Source organism: Acetobacter sp. P1H12_c (assembly GCF_018811975.1).
GTDB lineage: Bacteria > Pseudomonadota > Alphaproteobacteria > Acetobacterales > Acetobacteraceae > Acetobacter > Acetobacter persici.
The window spans coordinates 43,722-62,106 of record NZ_JACRVR010000017.1 but is presented as its reverse complement, the minus strand read 5'-3'; the positions used below and the strand labels follow the sequence as shown (position 1 = coordinate 62,106).

General features: G+C 60.7%; 10 protein-coding genes. 4 read left to right on the top strand and 6 right to left on the bottom strand.

Features of this window, described 5'->3' with window-relative positions:
- Positions 1-251 precede the first annotated feature (251 nt).
- The 5 genes from KP699_RS10085 to KP699_RS10065 all read right to left on the bottom strand — a co-directional run bounded on the left by KP699_RS10085 (position 252) and on the right by KP699_RS10065 (position 8,589).
- The gene (locus tag KP699_RS10085) at positions 252-1,622 is read right to left on the bottom strand and encodes a cytochrome c (protein WP_215762504.1); all 1,371 of its coding nucleotides are present in this window, start codon (positions 1,620-1,622) and stop codon (positions 252-254) included.
- Between the two features lie 176 nt (positions 1,623-1,798).
- Complete coding sequence (locus KP699_RS10080) at positions 1,799-3,580, bottom strand: GMC family oxidoreductase (protein ID WP_215762498.1); 1,782 nt, start codon at positions 3,578-3,580, stop codon at positions 1,799-1,801.
- A complete protein-coding gene (locus KP699_RS10075) occupies positions 3,573-4,382 on the bottom strand; it encodes a gluconate 2-dehydrogenase subunit 3 family protein (protein ID WP_252346939.1) in 810 nt (269 codons plus the stop codon). Before KP699_RS10075 ends, KP699_RS10080 begins: the two co-directional genes overlap by 8 nt.
- Before the next feature lie 416 nt (positions 4,383-4,798).
- Entirely contained in the window at positions 4,799-6,901 is a 2,103-nt protein-coding gene (locus KP699_RS10070) for a M13 family metallopeptidase (RefSeq protein ID WP_215762497.1), read from the bottom strand.
- A 749-nt stretch (positions 6,902-7,650) separates the two neighbouring features.
- Positions 7,651-8,589 (bottom strand): transporter, encoded by a 939-nt coding sequence (locus KP699_RS10065; RefSeq protein WP_215762496.1) that lies wholly within the window; start codon positions 8,587-8,589, stop codon positions 7,651-7,653.
- Positions 8,590-8,883: 294 nt separating this feature from the next.
- Here KP699_RS10065 and KP699_RS10060 point away from each other — a divergent pair, with 294 nt between their 5' ends.
- From KP699_RS10060 to proP, 4 genes are all read left to right on the top strand, one after another.
- Complete coding sequence (locus KP699_RS10060; protein WP_025828829.1) at positions 8,884-11,328, top strand: membrane-bound PQQ-dependent dehydrogenase, glucose/quinate/shikimate family; 2,445 nt, start codon at positions 8,884-8,886, stop codon at positions 11,326-11,328.
- A gap of 259 nt (positions 11,329-11,587) precedes the next feature.
- The gene (locus tag KP699_RS10055; RefSeq protein ID WP_215762495.1) at positions 11,588-12,532 is read left to right on the top strand and encodes a glyoxylate/hydroxypyruvate reductase A; all 945 of its coding nucleotides are present in this window, start codon (positions 11,588-11,590) and stop codon (positions 12,530-12,532) included.
- A gap of 304 nt (positions 12,533-12,836) precedes the next feature.
- Positions 12,837-15,224, top strand: coding sequence for a TonB-dependent receptor (locus tag KP699_RS10050; RefSeq protein ID WP_374196924.1), 2,388 nt, complete (start codon positions 12,837-12,839; stop codon positions 15,222-15,224).
- Between the two features lie 137 nt (positions 15,225-15,361).
- Entirely contained in the window at positions 15,362-16,816 is a 1,455-nt protein-coding gene (proP, locus tag KP699_RS10045) for a glycine betaine/L-proline transporter ProP (RefSeq protein WP_212355581.1), read from the top strand.
- Positions 16,817-16,861: 45 nt separating this feature from the next.
- Here proP and KP699_RS10040 read toward each other — a convergent pair whose 3' ends face one another.
- Positions 16,862-18,250, bottom strand: coding sequence for a DUF2142 domain-containing protein (locus tag KP699_RS10040; protein WP_215762494.1), 1,389 nt, complete (start codon positions 18,248-18,250; stop codon positions 16,862-16,864).
- Positions 18,251-18,385: the final 135 nt, after the last annotated feature.

Here is an 18,385-nt window from a genome sequence, read left to right as displayed (position 1 = left end):
GGATGCGGTCAGCCGGTCCCGTTCACCATCCTGCGGGGCAGGCGGCGGGCTGGCGGGGGTTGCTGTGCCGGGTGGGGAAGGAGGAACCAGTCGCGGTTCCTGCCCATCCCGCCTGCGCGAAGAAGGGCTGAGCTTCGCCGTCATAAAGTGCCGGATCTCTCCTCCGCAAGAACCGCGCCAGAAGCTGACCGGTTGAAGCGGCTATTTTGCCATTGCTTCTGCATTGTTGCCACCCTGAATCCGAATTTGCCTTACATAGCAGGGTGCGCAGTTTCCTGCGAGGGATCCTGTGCGGGCCGCTGCGGGATGGCATCGGCCCGGACAGGGGCCGGGTCTACCGGGATTGGCGGCCCGCTTTGCATTGTGTCGGGCGTGAGGGTCTTGCGCAGATGCGCGACGTCTGTGTCCGCCACAGCCGGAGCCGTATTGCCCCATGCCTGACGGATAAAGGTGACAACAGTGGCCACCTGAGCATCTGTCAGCCGTGCGCCAAAGCCGGGCATGGTGAAGGCGGAAGGCGCTGCGGCCGTGCCGTGCAGGGTCGCGCCTGTCAGCACAATATGAATGAGGGAGTCGGCTGACCTGTTCTGCACCACCGGATTACCTGCCAGCGGCGGGAAGGCCGGAGCATAGCCCGCGCCGTTGCTGCGGTGGCAGGCTGCGCAGTTATCCAGATAAAGCTGCTGCCCCGGTGTCAGCCTGCCGCCTGCCTGAAGGGCATGGGTGGCGGCAGGGTCTGGCTCCCAGCCAGCTTGCGTGGTGTCTGCCGGGGGCAGGCTTTTCAGGTAGCGCGCCATGGCTGTCAGATCTTCATCCGTCAGATATTGCGTGCCGTGATGCACAGCGGTGTCCATGTTGCCAAAGGCGCTGCCGCGTTTATTCCGCCCTGAGCGCAGGAAGGCCGTGAGGTCTGCCACACTCCATGCGCCCAGACCCGTGCGGGGTTCCCCGCGCAGGGAGGGTGGGGTCCAGCCATCAACTGCCGCCCCCCCGGCCAGATAGTGCGGGCCGTCCTGTGCCGTCAGCGCGGTTTCCTGCATGGCGAGGCCGCGTCTGGTATGGCACGCGCCACAATGGCCGGGGCCTTCCACCAGATAAGCGCCGCGTGCCATCTCCGGCGTGGGGAACGGGCGTTCCGCCGATTTGCGTGCGGCGTCCGGTGAGGGCGCGAAGACCCAGCGCCACACCGCCAGCGGGAAGCGCATGGAAAGGGGCCATGGAATAATGTTAGGCCGCACGGCCTGCGCGACAGGCTGCACCCCATGCATGAAATAGACATACAGCGCATGCAGGTCCGCGTCCGTCATGCGGGCGTAGGAGGGGAAGGGCATGGCCGGGTAAAGCGAGGCACCATCGGGCCGCACGCCTTCCCGGATGGCGCGGACAAACTGCGCTTCTGTCCAGCGGCCAATGCCGTGGGTTTTGTCCGGCGTGATGTTGGAGGAATACAGCGTGCCGATCGGGAGCTGAAAGGCATAGCCTCCGGCATAGGGGGCCGAGCCGGGCATGCTGTGGCAGGCCGCGCAGTCCGCTGCGGCGGCAATGTAGCGGCCTTTGGCAATCAGCGCTTGTGCAGGCGTGGCCTTGCCATCAGACGCAGAGTGAGAGGCCGGGGGTATCATGCCTGATGGCAGGGCCTCCGGTGTAGCGGCAGGCGATGCAATGGGACGCGACGCTGCATCTGCCGGGCTGGCAGGAGCGGGCAGGGATGTGCCCGGCTGTAGGGCGTGCTGGCCTGCTGCCAGAGCGGGGGTGGTGAGGCTGGTGAGAAGGGCCGCGCCGCAGAGAAGGAGATACTTCATAGCGCCACCAGCGGGCCGCCATTGCCCTTCAGCCATTGGGTGCGGATATGGTGGGCGGACCAGTAGGCGAGGGCGGCGACCAGCCCTGTCGGGTTATATCCCATGCCCTGCGGGAAGGCGTTAGCGCCGACCACAAACACGTTGGGTACGTCCCAGCTTTGCAGATAGCGGTTGAGGGCAGAGGTTTTCGGGTCGTCGCCCATGACGGCGCCCCCGCAGAGATGCGTGGTCTGATACTCGCGCACGTCAAACGGTTTACCCGGCTCCCGCATGCCATACTGCACATCCTGCGCGCCGAGGGCCTTCACCACGTTGGCAAGCTGGCTGATGACGTAACGGTTCATGCGGATATCATTATCTTTCCAGTCAAACGTCATGCGCAGCATGGGCTGGCCGTAGCTGGTGCGCCATGTGGGGTCGAGGTCCAGATACACATCGCGGTAGGCCATGTTGGAGCCCTGCGCGTTGATGGTGAAGGAGTGGCGGTAGGTCTCAATGGCCGCCTTCTTCCACGCACTCCCCCAGCGCGGCACGCCGGGCGTATGGGCTTTTGCGCCCGCAATGGGTTTGACGCCCGCCTGATTGACCCAGAGCGGGGAGCCACCAATAAAACCAAGGGGGCCGTGGTCAAAATTATCGCTGTTGAAATCATCGATCGCAACACCCCCGGCGGAGCCGATAAACTGGTCCGTGCTGCGGGGGGGCGGCATCCAGACGGTGCTGTTGGTAATGTTCTGATAGGTAAAGTTCCGCCCCACTGTGCCAGTGTTGCTGACAGGGTCATACGCTTTACCAATACCGGAGAGCAGCATGAGGTGGACGTTATGGAACTGGAAGGCCGCCAGAATGACCAGACCCGCTGGCTGGGTGATCTGGTTGCCCTCGGCATCCTGATAGACAACGCCGGTCGCTTTTTTGCCGGTGGAATCCAGCAGGACTTTCAGCACATGCGCGTTGCTGCGGAGTGTGAAGTTTTCATGCCGCCGCAGGGCGGGCATGATGTTTACGTTGGGTGAGGCCTTGGCATACATGTAGCAGGCATAATCGCTGCAATAGCCACAGAAGTTACACGGCCCCATCTGCGCGCCATACGGGTTTGTATAGGGCTGGGACGCATTGGCGGCGGGCATGGCGTAAGGGTGATACCCGGCCTCCGCTGCGGCATGGCGGAACAGATGCGCGGTATACACATCCCGCAGGGCGGGAAGCGGAAAATCATCCGAGCGGTCAGGCGCAAACACATTGCCCTTGCCAGTAGTTTTTCCGTTTACGGTATAGGCTTCCCCGGATGTGCCGAAGACTTTCTCCGCTTTGTCAAAAAACGGTTCCAGTTCCGCATAGGTGACGCCGTAATCCTGAAGGTTCATGCCCTCGGGGATGAAGGTGCGGCCATAGCGTTCCGTAATATGGCTGCGCAGGCGGAGGTCCTGCGGAGGGGCGCGGAAATGCACGCCTGTCCAGTGCAGGCCCGCCCCGCCGACGCCTGCTCCCGGCAGGAACGCCGCCAGCCGGCGATACGGCACAGCCTCCTGATCCATCCGGTTGCGCACGGTCACTGTTGTTTGCGCGGGGTTTTGAAAAAGCTTGTAGCGCACAGCGCCTTCCAGCTCATCCAGAGAAGACGGGTAAGCACCGTCCCGCGCGGTTGAGCGCCGCTGCCCGCGTTCCAGCATCACAACGGAAAGACCGGCTTCACACAGTTCCTTGGCCATGATGCTGCCAGCCCAGCCGCTGCCAACCACCACAACATCCACGGGGGGAAGCGTTTTGTCAGTCATGCTCAGCACGCTCCCCGGTAATGGAGACGGGGCCGTAGGGGTATGGGGTGTCATACCGGTCTACCCAGTCCATATAGTCACCCCGCGCACCGGGGAAGCCCATCATCACCCAGCCCGCCAGATGTCTGTTGCCACCGTGGAGAGGGTCGGCAAATGCGCCTTCAATCGTATCCGAGCGGAGCTGCTCGAAAAATGTAGAGGCGGGTAAAGGAACGGGCGATAGGGCGGGCTGGCCAGCAAACTGTGTGGCGTTCTGTTCCAGTGCGGTCAGAATGGTGTCCTGCACGTCTGGCGTCAGTGTTTCAAACGCCGCCTGATGCGTCTGCCGCACCCATGCAATGACGCCTGTCAGACCGGTTTTGTAAATCTGCTGCGGGCTGTAAGGAAGCTGGTAGCCCAGATTGGCTGGTGCGTCTGTACGGTGTGGGCCTTGCATATACCAGAGTTCTCCACGGCCCCACGGTGTGTCCATCTGCTGGTCAATAAAGTGGGGCACGCCAAGGGCCAGTGCGCCGGGGCCGCTGGCATCGGCAGGGAAAATCCGCTCACACGCGGCGCACAGAAAAGCAAACTGCTCCGGGTTGAAAAAACGCGGTGCATCGGGTGCCGAGGATGAACGGGGATGAACAGGTGTCGCTGCGTCGCTGGCGCGTGCTGCCGTGCCAGTCTGGTCCGCGGCGGCCTGTGCGGGCGTTATGCTGCTGACGGCAAGGGCTGCGGCTCCGGTGCCTAACCCCTGCACAACATGGCGGCGCGTGGGAGCGGCGGCAGCGGGATGAGGGCGGTGCGGTGTGTGGGGCATCGGCGGCTCTTTTCCGTGGACGGGGGGTGACCTGTGGCGGTCTCCGGCCCCGCTCCAGCAGCTCTGTTGCGCGACCGTTCTTGCCTTATGGTTAGCGGACGGGGGGGCGGGAAACAAGGCAGGGGCCGGTCCGGGGCCGGTTTCGGTCGGTCCATGCGGCGGGTATGGGGCGTTGCCGGAGTGGCTGGTTGCGCGGCAGGAGGTGTTCGGGCCGACCAGATCCGGGCGGCCAGAAATAGACCCTGTCGGTGGGGGCAGGGTGCGGAAAATCCGTGTGCTGGCGGCACGTTGCGCGGCTATGTTCGGGGTGCGGGTGGCATGGGGATAGGCCGCCCGGATGCCGGGAGGGCAGGCAAAAAAAGGGCGGCCCCCATAAGGAGCCGCCCTCTGTTCAGGCGTGTTTAAAAACGGGTTTATTACCAGATTTTTACGCGCTGCTTCGGTGTCAGATACAGAGCCTGACCCGGTTTGACATCCCATGCCTTGTACCAGGCATCGATGTTATGCATCGGGATGTTCACACGCGCCTGCGGCGGGGAGTGCGGGTCAGTCACGATCAGGTTTTTGACCGTATCGTCCCGCAGCTTCTCACGCCAGACCTGGGCCCAGCCGAGGAACACGCGCTGGTCACCCGTCAGGCCATCAATCACCGGCGCAGGCTGGCCGTTGAGGGAGGCATGATACGCATCCAGAGCCAGTGTCAGGCCACCAAGGTCCGCAATGTTCTCACCCATGGTCAGCTTGCCGTTCACGTGTACGCCCGGCAGTACCTCAAACGCATCATACTGTGCGCCAAGGCGGTCAGCCAGCTTCTGGAAGCGGGCGGCGTCGGCCTTGGTCCACCAGTCACGCAGGCGGCCATGTTCGTCAAACTGACGGCCTTCATCATCGAAGGAGTGGGTCATTTCATGACCAATCACCCCGCCAATGGCCCCGTAATTGACGGCGGCATCGGCCTGCGGGTTGAAGAACGGCGGCTGAAGGATGGCGGCGGGGAACACGACCTGATCAAACAGCGGGTTGTTGTAAGCGTTGACCGTCTGGGGCGTCATGTCCCATTCGTTCCGGTCCACCGGCTTGTCCAGACGGGCCAGCCAGTAATCCCACTCAAACGCCACGCCGTTTTTGGCATTGCCGTACACGTCACCCTTTTTCACGTTCAGGCTGGAATAATCCCGCCATTCGTTCGGGTAGCCCACCTGCACTTCAAAGTTTTCAAGTTTGCGCAGGGCGGCTTCCCGCGTTTCCTTGCTCATCCATGTGTTGTGCTGGAGGCGGATACGGAAGGCGTCTTTCAGGTCGCCCGTCAGCTTCTGCATGGCGGTGCGGTTTTCCGCGGGGAAGTAGCGTTCCACATAGACCTTGCCCAGAGCCATGCCCATGGCGGCACTGGTGGCCTGCACGCCGCGCTTCCAGCGCACGGGCAGCGCGGGCTGGCCGGACAGGGCCTTGCTGAAGGTAAAGCGGGCCTGCACAAAGGCATCCGGCAGGTAGGGTGTTGCGTTTTCAACCGTATGGAACGCCTGCCATGCCTGAAGCAGGCCGATATCGGCTTTGGCCAGAATGGCGGCCTCACCCGTAATGGCGGTGGGTTCCCCCACAATCACGGTGCGGTTTGCAAGCCCTTCTGTCGGCAGGCCAGCGGCCGTCAGCCAGGCAACCCAGTCAAAACCCGGAGCGGCTTTGCTCAGGGCGTCCACCGTCATGGGGTTGTAGGTTTTCTGCGGGTCACGCAGGTCCGCGCGGGCCCAGTGGACTTCCGCCAGCTTTGTTTCAAACGCCACAATGGCGGCGGCGGCATTGGCCGGTTCCGGCCATTTGATCAGCGTCAGCGCCTGCGTGATGTAGGTCTGATAGGCGGCGCGCTTGGCGGCGAATTCCGGCTTCAGGTAATAATCACGGTCCGGCAGGCCCAGACCAGCCTGATCCACACCCAGCGCGTAGTGCGTCGGGTCCTTTGCGTCCGGGTTGATGCCCAGAGAGAAGGGGGACGTCATGAAGTTGGCGGACGCCGTGCCGGAAAGCGTTGCAAACGCCTTGGCGTCCAGCATTTTCTGGATGCTTTCCAGATCATCCTTCATGGGCTTGATGCCCTGCTTTTCGATGGATTTTTCATCCATGAAAGAGGCGTAGAAGGTGCCCAGCTTTTCCTCAATGCTCTTGGGGTGCTTGACCGGGTGAGCGGAGAGATCATTCAGGATGGTCTGCACCCGCGTGCGGGAGAGTTCAGCCAGCGCATTGAACGGGCCATAGCTGGTCATGTCTGACGGGATGGTCAGGTGGTCCAGATAGGTGCCGTTGGCGTATTTGAAGAAGTTGTTGCCCGGCTTTTCTGCGGTGTCCCGCCCGGCGAGGTCCACACCCCAGGTGCCGAAGGAGGCCTGCGGAACGGTGGCGGGGGCAGCTGCCTGCGGGGCGGTTTCTGCGCGGGCAATGCCTGCAACGCTGCTCAGGCCGAGGCCTGCGGACAGCAGCAGAGCCACCCGGCGTGACAGTTTGGCATGACGGCGAACGGTCATGAGGTCTTCCTATTATCCAGTACGGGCGGTGCGGGCCTGAACCCTCCCCCCGTTATATTTGTGGAACAGACTGTTCCGGTGTGAGGATAAAAGCATGCCATGCCGGAAATGCCTACCCTCTGAAATCATGGGCTTTCCGGGGGTTGCGCCAGCCTGACCACGCTTGCCTCCGGGCCGTGCGGGCGGGGAGGTGAGGATGTGGGGCCGGGAGCATGAGAACGGTGGGTGTGAGAGCAATTGCCGCCGGGCCGCGTGGGGGGCGTGAGAACAATGGGTGTGAGGCAAGGGGATGAGACAGTGGCGCGGGACAAGCGCACGGGACAGGGGTACAGCACCGGGGGGGGCGGATGATAGCAAACCCGACGTTAAGGAGCGGGCCGGAAGGACTGGCCCGAATGAACGTGTCCGAAAAAACTGGCCTCAAAGGAACTGGTTCAACGTGCAGAACTGCTGAATTAGGACAGGACTGAGCGAAGTGGCACGGGGACGTTGGATGTCGAGAGCGAAAAAGGAGGCGTGAGGAAAATCTGTCCCGCCGGTCCGGGGCGCGGAAGACGAAGGGCCGGAGTGCCTGAGAATCAGGTCGGGTACGATTCGTGAAAGTTTCCCGGATTAACAAACTGTTTTGAGTTCAATAGTGTTGAATTTTTTAAGAATTCAGACTGCTTTCTCTGAAAAAAAATCTTGGTGAAAAACGATGGTCTGTGTGAACCGCCGGCTGCGTGCGCTGGAGCAGAACTCTGATAGTTTCACCACAGATAAACAAATTTCATATAATAGGCGTTTGTTTCCGGTGTGTTCCGGCCTTCCACACTGTGGGAATAGCGTGTGGTCAGGCTGATGGATCGGGTGAGGGTAAACATGGCCCCGACGCCCATTGCGACCTCCCGACTGCTGGAATTATCAATCCAGTTCTGCACGGTTCTGTCCCGCGTGGCGGCGGTATTCTGCCAGTCAAACGCCAGAAACGGTTCCACGACGCGGTGAGCTTTCCAGCTAAAGCGCAGGTTACTGTGGAAGGTGGTGCCGGGCTTATAACTATGCTGCCCGTCAACATGTTTTGTCATGTTGACAATCGCGCCGAGGTCTCCATCAAAGCTGAAATGTTTCCATTCATAGTCAAACATGAAGCTGGACAGGTTGGACCAGTAATGTGTGGCCAGTGAGTCCCGCGTGCCGCTTGGGGTTTGTAAAAAGGTCTGAATACCGAAGGTGCTGTTTTTATTGGGTTTGAACCACACAGCCGGACCGCTGATGGTGCCGCCAAGGCCGCCATAATTGGTCCCGTTGGCCAGCGTGTAGGATTCGGTTTGAATGACCTCAAACGCAAAGCCCACATGCGGGATTGCGTCAAAACTCCTGAAATGCACGTATTTTGTCATGCCCGCCCATGTGTGGCTGCCACCCACCGGCTTGCGCGCGCCCTGACTGTTATAGCTCAGCCCGGCGGCATTGCCGTCCCCATACTGGACCAGCACGTTAAAAGGCTTGAAATCAACAGGAAGATCGTATTCATGCGGGCCGATAATGGCCAGAGGGATATCCGCCGCCTGCGCATGGGGCCGTGCGGAAAGACTAGCCAGACCCAGAAAAAATACGGCAGGGCGAATATGGAAAAGACTTGTGGAGGAAAGGTTTTTACGAAAGATTTCTGACCTGAACAGGTGGGGCAGAGGGGAGCTGATCATGCAGGCGGCACTTTTTATCTGGTCATGGTTTCAAACAGGTCTTACACAGCGCGGCCTGTGCCTTGGGCCAGCGCGGTGGAATGACAGCCCCACTCATGAAGTTTTTTTGAAGAGAGAGCGTGTCACAAACCTGTGATTCTTTCATTAGTCACATGAATGTTATTTAAGACTTGTCTGAATGAATGATCAGTAGCAAGGGATATCAGAACGCAAAAAAGAGAGGGAAGAGGGCACGCATATCACAGAAGTTTTTCCAAGAGTCTGACGTTCATTTCTGAAAATTGTGAGGTTAACATGAAGCCGACCTTATCCAGGTCATTAGGGCTTATAACCGGTGTAGCGCTGGGGCTGGTGGGGCTGTACCTCGCCATTGCCGGTGGGCAGCTTGCAGTCCTTGGTGGCTCGCTGTTCTACGTTCTGGCCGGTCTTGTCCTGATTATCACGGGCGTTCTGGGCGTTGCGCGCCCGAAAGCGGCCCCCCTTGTCTATTCCGCCCTGATGCTGGTGACCCTTGTGTGGGCGCTGGCCGAAACGGGTCTGGATATCTGGGGGCTTGAAGTCCGCCTGATCACCTTTCTGGTGTTTGGCGTGTGGCTGCTCGTACCGGCCGTATGGGCCACGGGCCGCGGCTGGCTGGCCGATAAAGCCGCTCTGCTGGGCAGCGTTGCCGTAACGGGCGTGGTGCTGCTGGCAAGCTGCTTTACGTCCTACTCCATCAACGGCACGCTGGCCCCCGAGCGGATGGCGGCATCAGACCCGGCCGCCGAGACGGATAACAATATTGCCGATGCAGACTGGCATTATTATGGCCGCACCGCACACGGGGACCGGTATTCTCCGCTGGGGCAGATCACCCCGCAGAATGTGTCTCACTTGAAACTGGCATGGCAGACCCAGACGGGTGATACCGCCCGTGTGGGTGAGGCCGCTGTGGCCGGGCCTGATCAGGGGCATGAGTTCAACCTTGAGGTGACGCCCATCAAGGTGGACGATACCCTGTATATGTGCACCCCCCATAGCTGGATTGTGGCGATGGACGCCGCAACGGGTAAGATCAAATGGACGTATGACCCGCATCCCGACAAAAAGGATGTTGCGGCCAACGTGTATCTGGCCTGCCGTGGTGTGTCCTTCTACAAGGCGCCCGAAGGCACGCAGACATCCTGCCCGAAGCGGATTTTCTCCCCGACGGCGGACGTGCGTCTGGTGGCGGTCAATGCCGAAACCGGCAAGCCGTGTGATGACTTTGGGGATCACGGGTCCATTTCCCTGCGCACCTATCTGGGCAATGTGCCGCTTGGCTTCCACTTCGTCACCTCTCCGCCGCTGGTGGTGAAGGACCGCGTGGTGCTGGGTGGCTGGGTGATGGATAACCAGGCCAACTTTGAACCCTCTGGCGCGGTGCGCGCGTTTGACCCCCTGACGGGTGAACTCGCATGGGCATGGGATGCTGGCCATACGCCGGAAAACTGGAAGCCCGGCCCGAATGATGAACTGACGCGTGATACCCCCAACGCATGGGGCGTTTACACGGCAGACCCGGAACTCGGCCTGCTCTATATCCCGACCGGCAACTCCCCGCCCGACAACTGGGGTGGCTCACGCCGTCCGTTTGATGAAGCAACGTCCAGCGCCACAATTGCTCTGGATATTGAAACCGGCGAGCGGAAATGGACTTTCCAGACCGTACACCATGACCTGTGGGACATGGATATTCCGGCTGGTCCGTCTCTGGTTGATCTGCCCGGCCCGAATGGCGAGACCATTCCCGCACTGGTGCAGAGCACCAAGCGCGGCGAATTCTTTGTGCTCGACCGCCGGACCGGCCAGCCTGTTCCGGGCTATCCGGTTGAAGAAAAGCCGGTTCCGACCGCTGGTGTTGCGCCGGATGACCATGTGTCTCCCACCCAGCCGTACCCGGTTGCCATGCCGTCTCTCACCCCGCCGGATCTGAAAGAGACGGACATGTGGGGGGCAACATTGCTGGACCAGCTTATCTGCCGTATCCAGTTTAAATCCTCCGCGTATGAGGGGCAGTTCACGCCGCCGCATGTTGGAAAAACCACCATTGTTTATCCGGCTTTCTACGGTATTGTAGACTGGCAGGGTGCGACGGTTGACCCTGTGCGCAAGGTTCTGCTTGCCAACGCCAGCTATCTGCCGTTCCGTATCAAGCTGGACCACCGGAAATCTCTGGAAGAAAGCGGTGCTCTGCCCAAATGGAATGGTGAAGGCAATGAGCCCACGCCGAAAGGCAACGCTCTGGCGATCTCACCGGATTATGGCACCCCGTATGTGGCCTACACCAACCCGTGGCTGAACCCGCTTCAGATCCCCTGCAAAGGACCTGTGTGGGGCACCATGACGGCGATTGATCTGGTGACGAAGAAAATCATCTGGCAGCACCCGATTGGCACCACGCGGGACACCGGGCCTTTCCGCACGCACAACAACCTGCCGCTGCCCACGGGCATGTATAACATTGGCGGCAGCATTGTGACCAAGGGCGGTATGGTCTTTATCGGTGCCACGGCGGATGATTATCTGCGCGGGATTGATCTTGCTACAGGTAAGGTGATCTGGCGTGACCGTCTGCCCGCTGGTGGTCAGGCAACGCCCATGTCCTACTCTGTCAACGGCAAACAGTATGTGCTGATTGCGGCTGGCGGGCATGGTGGCCTTGGCACCCGCTCTGGCGACTATATCCGCGCTTATGCACTGGATGATGCTGCCAAATAATACTGCCAAATAACAGTGCGGTTCCGGCTGGTCTGTAAAAAGCCAGCCTGAGCCATCAGAGGTTTTAAAAAGCCGGTTCCGCCCGTTTGATCAGGGCGGGGCCGGTTTTTTTTATGGGCGCAATGCGTTGTGACTGGTGTGGCGGGTGAGTTTTGTGATCACATGACGGGTGAGAATGCAACCTGCTGCGCGCGGTCAGGTTGGTTTGGGTCATTGCGGTGGTGTGGTCTCAGTTTTATGGAAAAGGGGAGTGTCGGGCATGGTCTGTCTTGTCATTAAAAGCGGGGGCGCTGCCGCCCTGCCGGAATGGAAAGCCCTGTTTGCCCGCCTCATGCCCTCGCTGGCTGTGCGGGACTGGAATGATCCTGCGGTGGACCCGGCCCATGTGGATTACGCACTGGTATGGAAGCCGGAGCCGGGGCGGCTGGCAAAAATGGTCAATCTGAAAGCTATTCTGAGTGCCGCCGTCGGCGTGGACCATATTACCTGTGACCCGAACTGGCCGAAAACAGTGCCCCTGATCCGCATGGGGGGTGAACTGCCCGCACAGCAGATGGAAGATTACGTGCTTTGGGCGGTATTTTCCATTTTGCGAGATGCCCCCCTCTGGCGCACGGGGCAGCAGGAAAAGGTCTGGACGCGGCAGACCGGTGCCGCCCGGACGTCGGGCGACATGAAAGTCGGGGTGATGGGGCTGGGCAGCCTTGGTGCGCCGGTGGCAACGCGGCTGGTGCGGGCGGGTTTTCAGGTCTCTGGCTGGGCGCGTCATGCCAGAACGCTGGAGGGTGTGACCTGCTACGCGGGCACCAAAGGCCTGAACCGCTTTTTGCAGGGGTGCGACACGCTGGTCTGCCTGCTGCCTGAAACGCCGGAAACAAAAGGGATTGTGACGTATGATGTGCTGGCGCAGCTCCGTAAACCGGCCGGGCTGATTAACGTCGGGCGCGGGCCACTGGTAGTGGAGGCGGACCTGCTGCGCGCCCTGAATGACAAGACCCTGCACACCGCCGTGCTGGATGTGTTTGAGCAGGAACCGCTGCCTGCGTCCTCGCCTTTATGGGCGCATCCGCGTGTGCTCGTGACCCCGCATATTGCCGCGGAAGCCTCACGCGCCTCGCGCGCGGAGTATGTGGCTCAGGTTATTCGGGCGCTGGAGCAGGGGCAGGATGTGCCGCTGCGGTATGACCCGGCACGGGGGTATTAAACCCGCGTCCGGATGTGACGCCTTTATGTAACTGTTGCGCGAAAAGATGGCCCATACGCCATTCCAGACTTGCAAGAGCGGGGGAGCTGCCTTCATAGGAAGGCTGTTTTTCGGGGTGGCTGAGGCTGGCCGCCCGCTTTGCAGTATCTGGCGGCCTGATGGGCAGAGGGGCTGGCTCCACTCAGTCTGCGCGTGTTCAGGATCATGAAGGAGCGGTCTTATTTTCTACCATGCTCAAAAAATTGTCTCCCTACGGAGAGCAGGCGCAACCAGACGGTTGAGCAGGCTCGGCACGGCGCTGAGCATGGTGGGAATGGTGCCTGTCTGGTGTGCTGCGGCACAGGCTGAGCCGCAGGACGTTTCCGGCGCGGTGCCGGGCGTGACCCCTGTTGTGGCCGCCCCGACTGCCGCTTCAGGGCAGTCCGGGCGGACGCAGGGCGGCGGACATAACCCGGCGCACAGCGGCGCGCGGGGGCGGGCAGGGCAGGGTGCGTCTGGTCCGGCTGCCCGGCGGTCCGCACGGGCCAAACCCGGCCCGGTGGTGGCGCGGCAGACAACGGCTGTGGATGTCAGTGCGCGGCGGCATGATTTTGCGTATCAGGAAGCACAGCACATCCCGGATGCCACAACGCGCATTACGGCGGAACGGCTGACCGAACGTGGCGTGGTGACGCTGCGCGGGCTGGAGCGTGTTGCCCCCAACCTGACCATTCAGAGCATTAACGGCACGGCCTCCACCAATTTCTATCTGCGCGGGGTGGGGTTTAATGACTTCACGCAGAACAACATGGCCCCGGTGCTCACCTATGTAGATGATGTCGCCTTTCCGTATTCGTCCATGACCAGCGGGATGATGTTTGACCTTGCAGGAGCAAGCGTCACCCCCGGCCCGGTGGGCACGGAACACGGGCAGTCGGACACGGGCGGGGAAGTGCATCTGCACACCAATGACCCGACGGACACATGGCATTTTGGCGCCACGCAGGACATCGCCTCCTACGCCCGCAGCCGGAGCGAGGCCTATGTCTCCGGCCCGCTGGCGCGGGGGCTGAGCTTCCGTCTGGCCGGGCAGACCCAGCATGGCGGCGGCTGGCAGACCAACCCGCTGAACGGCGACCATCTGGGCGATGCGGACCTCTGGGCGCTGCGCGGCAAACTGCGCTGGAAGCCGGACGCACACACCACCATTCTTCTGGGTGGCCATTTTACGCAGGATAACAGTGAGGTGGTCACCGCCGTGCCGGTGCACCGGCTGATTGGCACGCAGGCCCTGCCGGACATGGCCTCATGGCAGCAGGCGGAATGGTCCTCCCGCCCGCAATTTGCAAAACTGATTGGCCGTAAAGCCGGAATTAAACCCAGTGAACATAATCAGTTCTGGGGTGCCGATCTGCATATCGACCATGATTTCGGCCCGCTGACGCTAAGCGCCATCAGCGCGTTTGAGACGGAACGGCAGGGCGAATACACCGATCAGGACGGCACGGTGCTCTCTCAGGCGGATACGTACCGCACGATTGACGCTAACACCTTTACGCAGGAACTGCGGCTCCATTCCTCCAATACGCAGGATAAGCTGCAATGGGTGGTGGGTGCGCATTATCAGCGCACGCGCATGGATCAGCGGTTCTTTTTTGACTACACGGACTACAGGCCCGCGCGTGGCTATATGATGTCCACCACGTTTGGCCTGAATCAGGAAAGTCTTTCGGAATTTGGGCATCTGAGCTACCGGCTGCCGCATGGTGTGATGATCTGGGGCGGCCTGCTGCATGAGCGGGATGAACGCTCGATTACCGGCCTGCGGTCTCAGATTTTTGGCGGGGCGACGCAGAACTTTCATGGTGAGAGCACGACGTCCGACCAGTTTGCCGGGCAGGTTGGCGTGTCCTGGCAGATGCTCCGGCACGCGCTTGTTTATTATAAAATGAGCAAGGGGTTCAAACCCGGTGGGTTTACCGCCAACAACACCCAGATTCAGGCGCAGCTTGACCCCTTCAAACCGGAAACGGTGCTGACATATGAGGCCGGATTTAAAGCCGACCCCATTCCGGACCGGCTGCGTATTAACGGTGCAGCGTTTTACAATGATTTTCACAACCAGCAGATTCTGGGCACGGTGCTGATCCCCAATTACGGGCCGCTGAGCGAGATTACCAATGCCCCGAAATCTGAAAGCTGGGGGTTTGAGGGCACCATTGAGGCGCACCCGTTCAGCCATCTGCATCTGACGCAAAATCTTGGCTGGCAGCGCGGGAATTTTCAGGATTTCCCGACCGTGAACCGCGCTAAAACCAACGCCTATTATGCGCAGCATGGCGTGTGGAAAGCCATTAACGATAATTTTGGCGGCGTGGATAACGGCCAGCCCAAACTGACGCTCAATGGATCAGCCGAATGGCGGCAGCCGCTGGCGCGGGCCTATACGCTGGAATTCGGGCCGGACTGGCAGTATCGCGGCAGTCAGGCTATAACGCCCGGCGGCACCGGCTTTTATCGTCTGCCGCCCTATTTCCTGCTGGGGGCGCATGTGTCCTTCCGCTCCGCTTCCGGGCGGTGGGAGGCGACGGTGTATGCCCGCAATATCCTGAACCGCCGGTTTGCGGAAAGCGGCGGGCAGGCCACAACAACCTATTTTTACATCCCCGGAGAGCCACGCTTTATCGGCGGCCGGATTTCCTGCGCTTATTAACGCTCTCGTCCTGTTTTTTCGACATTCCGGGCATGGCTGTGTATTTATGCAGCCATGACACAGGACGATAGTGACGGACACACTCCAAAATCCCCTCGTAAAAAAGACCTGAAAACAGGCGGAGAGGTTTGTTTTTCATGAGCGATCAGCACGACTCTCACGCGCATTTCGGCTGGTTCAAACGCCGGAAAAATCTGACACCTGACGATATTACGGTTGTGGATACCGATATGCTCAGGCGGGCCGTAGGCGCTGCGGCTCTGGGCAACGCCATGGAATGGTTTGATTTTGGTGTGTACGGTTATATTGCCGTCACGCTGGGGAAAGTGTTTTTCCCCTCGGCCGATCCGGCGGTGCAGCTTATTTCCACCTTTGCGACATTTACCGTGGCCTTTCTGGTGCGCCCGGTTGGCGGCGCGGTGTTTGGCCCGCTGGGGGACCGGTATGGGCGGCAGAAGCTGCTGGCCATTACCATGATCATGATGGCGCTGGGCACGTTCTGCATCGGGCTTATTCCCTCTTACGGGCAGATTGGCGTCTGGTCCCCCATTCTGCTGCTTCTGGCGCGTCTGGTGCAGGGGTTTTCCACCGGCGGGGAATATGGCGGCGCGGCGACCTTTATTGCCGAATACTCAACAGACCGGAACCGCGGGCTGATGGGGAGCTGGCTCGAATTTGGCACACTGGCAGGCTATATTGCCGGGGCTGGTGCGGTGATCGCGCTCCAGTTTCTGCTGAGTGATGCCGCCATGCTGGGCTGGGGCTGGCGTATTCCGTTTCTGGTGGCCGGGCCGCTGGGGCTGATTGGCCTGTATATGCGGACCAGACTGGAGGAAACACCGGCTTTTCAGGCCTATGCGGAACAGGCTGAAAAGCGTGAGCAGGATAAGCCGGGCTGGCGTGCCCTGCTGACGGTGCACTGGCGGCAATTGCTGAAATGTATCGGGCTGGTGCTGGTCTTTAACGTGACGGACTATATGCTGCTGACCTACATCCCCAGCTACATGACGGTCACGCTGAATTACCCGGAAAGCAAAGGCCTGCTGCTGATTATTCTGGTCATGGTGCTGATGATGCCACTGAATATTCTGGGCGGGTACTTTAGTGACAGGCTGGGCCGCCGCCCGATGGTGATCAGCGCGTGTGTGGCTCTGTTTTTACTGGCTATCCCCAGCCTGCATCTTATCCGCAGCGGGAATGATTTCGGGATTTTCGGGGGTCTGATGCTGCTCGGTCTGGCGCTGGTCTGTTTTACCAGTTCCATGCCCTCCACCCTGCCTGCGCTGTTTTATACGCCGGTGCGCTATACGGCGCTGTCCGTTGCGTTCAACGTCTCGGTCTCCCTGTTTGGGGGCACGACGCCGCTGATTACGGCCTGGCTGGTGAAAAAGACCAACATGCTGGATATGCCCGCGTGGTATCTGATGGCGGCGGCGCTGATAGGCGCGCTTACCATGCTGACGGTGCGTGAGACGGCCCGCCTGCCGCTGCGTGGGTCTCCGCCTGCGGTGGCGAGTGAGGATGAAGCAGAGCGTCTGCTCAACAGCAAACAGCGCCTGACAGTGGACCCGGTACCGCCCCCTGTGCCCTGAGGCACGGGATTTGTTTTTCCGGAACTGGCTCTCCCGGAACGGGTGCTACCAGAACCGGGCGAGAAGGGCTTGGCCGAGCGTGACGGCATCAATGCTGAGAAATACAGCCAGCAGAGCTACGGAAATCTGGTGGCGCGCAAGGCCCGGCGCCAGCCTGCCCGCCTGCGGCATGGCGGGCAGCAGGAGCGCACAGAAGGGGAGCAGCGGCAGAAAATACCGCCCCTGAATACCGGAAATGACGTCACTCCCCACGGGGGACCAGATCACGTAAAGCGAGAGCATGATGCCCAGACTGCTGGCGGCCATAATGGCCAGTGTTGCCAGCACGCTGCGCGTCTCCTGCCGGGCAGCGGCGGCCCCTTTCCAGAGGGCGCCAGAGAGAAACGCCAGTACCAGAACAAGCGCGGTCAGCACATAAAACTGTTTGCTGAGCGGGGTATCCAGCCAGCCCAGACGGCCGATCATCTGGCAGGCAAAAGCCGGTGCATAGAGCGCCAGCGTATGGAAGGTGACGGCGAGTGTTTTGAGGGGGTGGAGCAGCATCCAGCGGATCTGCCCGCTATCGGACACCCCCGTCTGGGCCAGAAACTGCACCTTGAAGGGGGCAATTCCGCATATATACCACACCGCCGTTGCCAGCAGACTGAGGGTAAACGGCAGGAGCGGGCGCAGGGCATTGCGGCGGGCAAACGCCGCGGGCAGAAGGGCCGCAAGCAGCAGGGGCGGCTTGGCCATGGCAAGCAGGGCGAACAGGACACTGAGGCCAAGCCAGTTGCCTGTGCTCCAGCGCGATGCGGCGGTATGGCGCGTCAGAATGGCGGCGGCCAGAGCGGCCAGGCCGATCAGAATACCATCATGCGAGCAGGAGCCCGCCAGATTGAGCGTCATGGGCAGGCTGGCAAGCACAAGCAGCCATGCTGTTCCGCGGCGGCTGAGGGCAATGGCGGCCGTGCAGAGCAGGATGGTGACAAATCCGTTTGTCAGCCGGGCGACATAAAACGTCTGGAGCACGGACAGGCCGGTGAGGCGGGAGATGCGGATAGCGAGGGCTTCCGGCAGATAGCCCCCCGGCGCATAAATGGCGACGTTACTGAAATCGATAAAGTCGTAGGTCTGGCTCCACGGGATGCGGGACGCCTGATCAAACGACGTGATGGAAAAATGCCGTTCCGGGTGGCCGATCAGATCGACTGTGGAGATCAGGGCGGGCAGCACGGAACTGGGGATCATCCCGCCGCTCTGGTTTCCTTTCCGCATCCCCGTCAGCTCGCCTTGCGAGACCTGTATGGCGCGGAAAAAATGCGGTCCTTCATCGGGCGTCATGCCTTCGGGCGTGAAGAAAACGCTGATCACGACCATCAGGCTGGCGAAAAACAGATACAGTCTTGCCGCGCTGAAAGGGGCGCGCAGGAGGGAGACCAGAAGCTGCCTCACGCCTGAAGAACCGGGCAATGGGAGAAGGAACGCAGAGGCAGCATGGGCATATTTTCCGGAATGATGAAAATAAGAGGGGCTACAATAAGAAAAATAACAAAATCAGAATAGCAGGAAACATGTGCCCTGAGCCCG

Excerpts from the sequence above, each read along its gene's own strand:
- KP699_RS10085 (WP_215762504.1), bottom strand. The coding sequence starts at position 1,622 with ATGATACCCCCGGCCTCTCACTCTGCGTCTGATGGCAAGGCCACGCCT.
- KP699_RS10080 (WP_215762498.1), bottom strand. The coding sequence starts at position 3,580 with ATGACTGACAAAACGCTTCCCCCCGTGGATGTTGTGGTGGTTGGCAGC.
- KP699_RS10075 (WP_252346939.1), bottom strand. The coding sequence starts at position 4,382 with ATGCCCCACACACCGCACCGCCCTCATCCCGCTGCCGCCGCTCCCACG.
- KP699_RS10070 (WP_215762497.1), bottom strand. The coding sequence starts at position 6,901 with ATGACCGTTCGCCGTCATGCCAAACTGTCACGCCGGGTGGCTCTGCTG.
- KP699_RS10065 (WP_215762496.1), bottom strand. The coding sequence starts at position 8,589 with ATGATCAGCTCCCCTCTGCCCCACCTGTTCAGGTCAGAAATCTTTCGT.
- KP699_RS10060 (WP_025828829.1), top strand. The coding sequence starts at position 8,884 with ATGAAGCCGACCTTATCCAGGTCATTAGGGCTTATAACCGGTGTAGCG.
- KP699_RS10055 (WP_215762495.1), top strand. The coding sequence starts at position 11,588 with ATGGTCTGTCTTGTCATTAAAAGCGGGGGCGCTGCCGCCCTGCCGGAA.
- KP699_RS10050 (WP_374196924.1), top strand. The coding sequence starts at position 12,837 with ATGGTGGGAATGGTGCCTGTCTGGTGTGCTGCGGCACAGGCTGAGCCG.
- proP (WP_212355581.1), top strand. The coding sequence starts at position 15,362 with ATGAGCGATCAGCACGACTCTCACGCGCATTTCGGCTGGTTCAAACGC.